Raw genomic sequence first — 4,016 nt, 5'->3', positions numbered from 1 at the left:
GCCGGTGAGGTCCATCCACCACGTTCCGGCGCGGTGCTCCAGGAGCGCCGCGAAGTTGCGCTCGAGTATGTTCGTCGTCTCCTCCAGGTCGCGCGCCCGAGCGTTGACGCTGGACGAGGTGAAGTCAGCCGGCACCTGGGTGACGTCGAGCACGCTCGTGCGAGTATCATCCTCATTCAGCCACAGCTTCCCGTGAGCGGTGACCGTGTCCACCGGCGACATGAAGTTGCCCGCGCCGCCCGCCAGGCGCTCGTGGTACGAATACGGAGCGACCAGCGCGTCCACCTCGGGGCACGCGAGGATGCGCTGGAGCCGGTAATGACCGCTGAAGCTGCCCGGCAGCTCGAACGTGTAGCCGTAGAAAAACACGCTCAGTTTCCGGCCGTCGGTCTCTCGCTTGATGAGCCGCGCCCACTCGACGACCTTGTCCGCCATGACGTCGTTCGAGTAAGCCGAGAAGTCCACCCAGTCGCGTTCCTCCGGCAGCGCGTAGAAGGTCTGAATCACCTCGTCGCGCCCCGCGCCGTGCATCGGGAAGCGGCCGGCCGCGAACCGCGGGATGCCGGCCGTCTCGAAGGTGACCTGGGCGTCCCCCCACGCTTCGCGCAGCGGCGTTTCCGCGCGATACTTCGCACTCAGCCAGCGCCGGAAGCCGCGCTCATTGGCCGCGCTGTAGTCGGGGCCCTTCTCGCGGTAGCTGTCGTGGAACATCTCCGAGTCGGGCCCACCGGGGTGATAGCCAATGATCCGTTTGCCGTAGCGGCTCGATTCGTAGTGGCGTATCAGCCCAGCGAGGTCTTTACTGGTGGGCTCACCGAAAAAATCCGAGGCCACGGAGACGTTGCCTTTGCTGCCGTCGGCGAAGACTGCAGCATCGCGAGCGATGATGTCGTCCCAGTTCTGCCACGACCAATTGGGACCGGGGTAGAGACGCAGGATGAAGAGCGCCTGAGGGTCGGCCTCGATGAAAGCGTCGAGCAGTCCGTTGGAATGAGCGTAGTTGGGCGTCACGCCGTCCGCGGTGCGCGGACAACGGAACGGCAGGGAGTAGATGTGCACCCCCGCCCGCGCCGCGAGCGCCACCTGCCGCGCGAGGTACTCCGCCTTCCTGGGCGCAGCGACGTCGGTGTTGAAGAAGAAGATGATAGGCAGGACGCGACGGCCGTTGATGCTCAAGCGCGGCACGCCATTGGCGACCTCGATCCTCGCCTCGCGAACCCCACGGAACTCGGTCAATCCCGCGTCGACCATGTGCTCATCGCGCGCGCCGGCAGCCGCCCACAGGCTCAACGCCAGAGCCATCGCCGCGCCGGCCGCAGCAACGCCCGATCTGTGAAACACCAATCGCTTCATAATCGAGCCGGCAGATCACCGCCGCTGGTCACGCGCGCGATGCCGGCCGCACGACGGCGCGCACCTCGTGCACTTCGCTGTCCTCGTGAGGCGGGATGAGATTGCCGTCGAGCTTCTCGCCGTCGCAGGTCAATTCGACCTCGCCGCAGCAGATCCCCTTGGGCTTGTCGATGATGATGTGATACGTCGCGTTGCGGAACGGCCGCGTCACCTCGACGCGCTCCCACTCGCTCGGCATGCAGGGGTGAATCCGCAGCCCGTCCCAGTCCGGCCGCACGCCGACGATGAGGCCAACGCACGCATGCCACATCCACGCCGCCGTGCCGGTGACCCACGAGAACTCGCCCTGGCCGAAGTCGGTCGAGTCCGGCCCGCAGACGTATTCCGAGTACACGTAGGGCTCGGCTTTGTACACGTCGGGTTCCTCGCTGCGGGTGAGGAACGACGTCTTGCGCCAGAACTCGTACGCGCGATCCCCGCGGCCAAGCGCGCACTCCGCGAGCATCGCCCACACCACGGGGTGGTTGAAGATGGTGCCGTTCTCCTTGGTGCCCGGCGCGAAGCGGGTGATGATGCCGATCTCGGGGTCGGGTTCGTCGTACGCCGGCAGGAACAGGCACGGACCGTACTGCGTATCGAGATGTTCAGCCACGGCATCCATGCAGCGCATGCCTCGCTCCCGCGGCGCGACGTCCGCGAGCACCGGCCAGCTCTGGGCGTTGAGGTATATCTTCCCTTGCTTCTCCCGTGAAGTGCCGAGCACGCGCCCGTCGTCGGTCGTGGCGCGGATGTACCACTCGCCGTCCCAGCAGAGATCGTTGACGCGGTCGGCCAGGAGAGCGCGCTCGGTCGCGTAACGGCGCGCCCGTCGCTCGTCGCCGTGACGCCGCGCCAGTTCGCCGACCTCGGCGAGCATCCAGCACAAATGCGCGGCCACCATCACGCTTTCACCACGGCCGAGGCGGCCCACGAAGTCGAAGCCGTCGTTCCAGTCCGCCGCCTCCATCAGCGGCAGCCCGCGCGGGCTGAAGCGGCTCAGCGTGTAGTCAACCCCCCGCACGATGTGCTCGTATACCGTGCCTTCCTGGCCGTCATGAAACGGCACCCGCGCTTCGAGAATCCCGTAGTCCCCGGTCTCCTTGAGATAGCACACCATGCCGAGCGCGAGCCACAGCGGGTCGTCGGAATGCCCGGTCTTGACGCCGGTCTCGGTGCGCGGGTCCCAGTTGTGCAGACAGCTTCCGTCGGAGTACTGGTGCCGCATCAGGTACTCCACGCGGTGTCGGCTCCACTGCGCATCGTTGGGCAAGACGCCTAGGATATCTTGCCAACTGTCGCGGAAGCCGGTGATGGACCCGCCGCCGATGTAGTACGAATCCATGCGCGCCCAGCGGGCGGTCACCCAGGCCTGGTACTTGTTCCAGATGTTGACGGAGAGGTCGAATTTGGGGTCCGGCGTCTTGACCTGGACGCGAGACAGGTAGGAGTCCCAGTACGCCTTGACCCTTTCCAGTTCGCGGGCCGCCGTCGCCGGCTCGCGGTACTTGGCGACGAGGCGCTTGACGCCGTTGGGATCGAACGCGACGCCGAGGACAACCGTCAGCTCCTTCTCCTCGCCCGGCGCGAGGGATAGGTTGTGCTGCAACGCCGCGGCGGCCGCCCTGCCGTTGGCGAGCGAGTTCGAGCAGGCTCCTCGTTCGACCGCAATCGGGCAGTGCCACGAGCGATACATCCCGATGAACGCTTCCTCGGAGCAGTCGTAACCATCTACCCTGAAGTCGCCCCCGAGGAATGCGATCTTGTCCCACCGTTCATTGGGCGGTGCGCCGTCGAGCGTCGGCTTGTTCCAGTGCCGGCTGGTGGCATGGATGATGCCGTCTTCAAACCAGCTCTCGGTGAACAGCTCAGCGAAGGCGTGCTCCGTGAGGTGGTGAACGTAGTTGCCCAGGCACCAGTCCGCATAGAAGAACAGGTTGAAGTTGCGCTGCCGGTCACCGACGTTCGTCAACTTCACCAGCCATACCTCGACGCCGTCCGCCCGAGGGACGAAATACGTGACTTCCCCTTCTATATCGTAGTAGAGCGACCGCACGCGGGTGTAGCCCTGGCCATGGGCCGCCTCGAACCGCTCGGGCTTGACCATGGTTGGCTGCCAGGTCATGCCCCAGCACTGCTTGGGATCGTCGGCATCGTGGACGTAGATGTAGCGACCTGGGCGGTCGCGGAGCACGACGAGAGACGGATACTCGCCGAGGATCCTGTCGTAGCCCGCGCTCTGATAGAAGGAGTATCCGCCGCCGGTGTGCGAGCAGAGCGCGCAGTAGTTCTCGTTGGAGAGGTAGTTGATCCACGGTCGGGGAGGGGAGTGCGACGTGATGATGAATTCCCGACCGTCGTCGCTGAAGCGCCCGTACTTCGCGAGGCCCTCGGAATCAGCCGTTTTCATGATACCCCCCGGAGCCAGCTTGCGTTATTCGCAGCTGCGATGGGTTGGCGCGGCCGCTGTGACATGGGCCGTGCCTCGGCGCGCGGGGTTATCCGTCGCCTTCTGCGCGCCGCGCAGCAACTCTGACCGCGTCACGAATGATCGGCTAACTGAGTTCCGGCATCTCGCCGAGGTGCACGGTTACGGTGCGCCGTTCGCCCTGGCGCAGGACGGTGAG

3 protein-coding genes are annotated in these 4,016 nt (G+C 65.7%); 1 reads left to right on the top strand and 2 read right to left on the bottom strand.

The window, feature by feature from the left end:
* Together JSV65_13605 and JSV65_13600 are read right to left on the bottom strand one after the other, a co-directional pair.
* The coding region (locus tag JSV65_13605; protein ID UCH33591.1) for a beta-galactosidase at positions 1-1,341 on the bottom strand (1,341 nt) is incomplete at its 3' end.
* Between the two features lie 40 nt (positions 1,342-1,381).
* Entirely contained in the window at positions 1,382-3,799 is a 2,418-nt protein-coding gene (locus tag JSV65_13600; protein UCH33590.1) for a glycosyl transferase family 36, read from the bottom strand.
* 19 nt (positions 3,800-3,818) lie between these two features.
* On the opposite strand from JSV65_13600, the gene JSV65_13595 reads away from it, so the two are divergent.
* Positions 3,819-4,016 (top strand): hypothetical protein (locus JSV65_13595; GenBank protein UCH33589.1); only part of this gene is annotated, 198 nt, incomplete at its 3' end.

This window comes from Armatimonadota bacterium (genome assembly GCA_020354555.1).
GTDB lineage: Bacteria > Armatimonadota > Hebobacteria.
Note: the sequence above shows the minus strand (reverse complement) of the source record. Positions and strands in the feature narration are given on the sequence as shown.

Excerpts from the sequence above, each read along its gene's own strand:
- JSV65_13600 (UCH33590.1), bottom strand. The coding sequence starts at position 3,799 with ATGAAAACGGCTGATTCCGAGGGCCTCGCGAAGTACGGGCGCTTCAGC.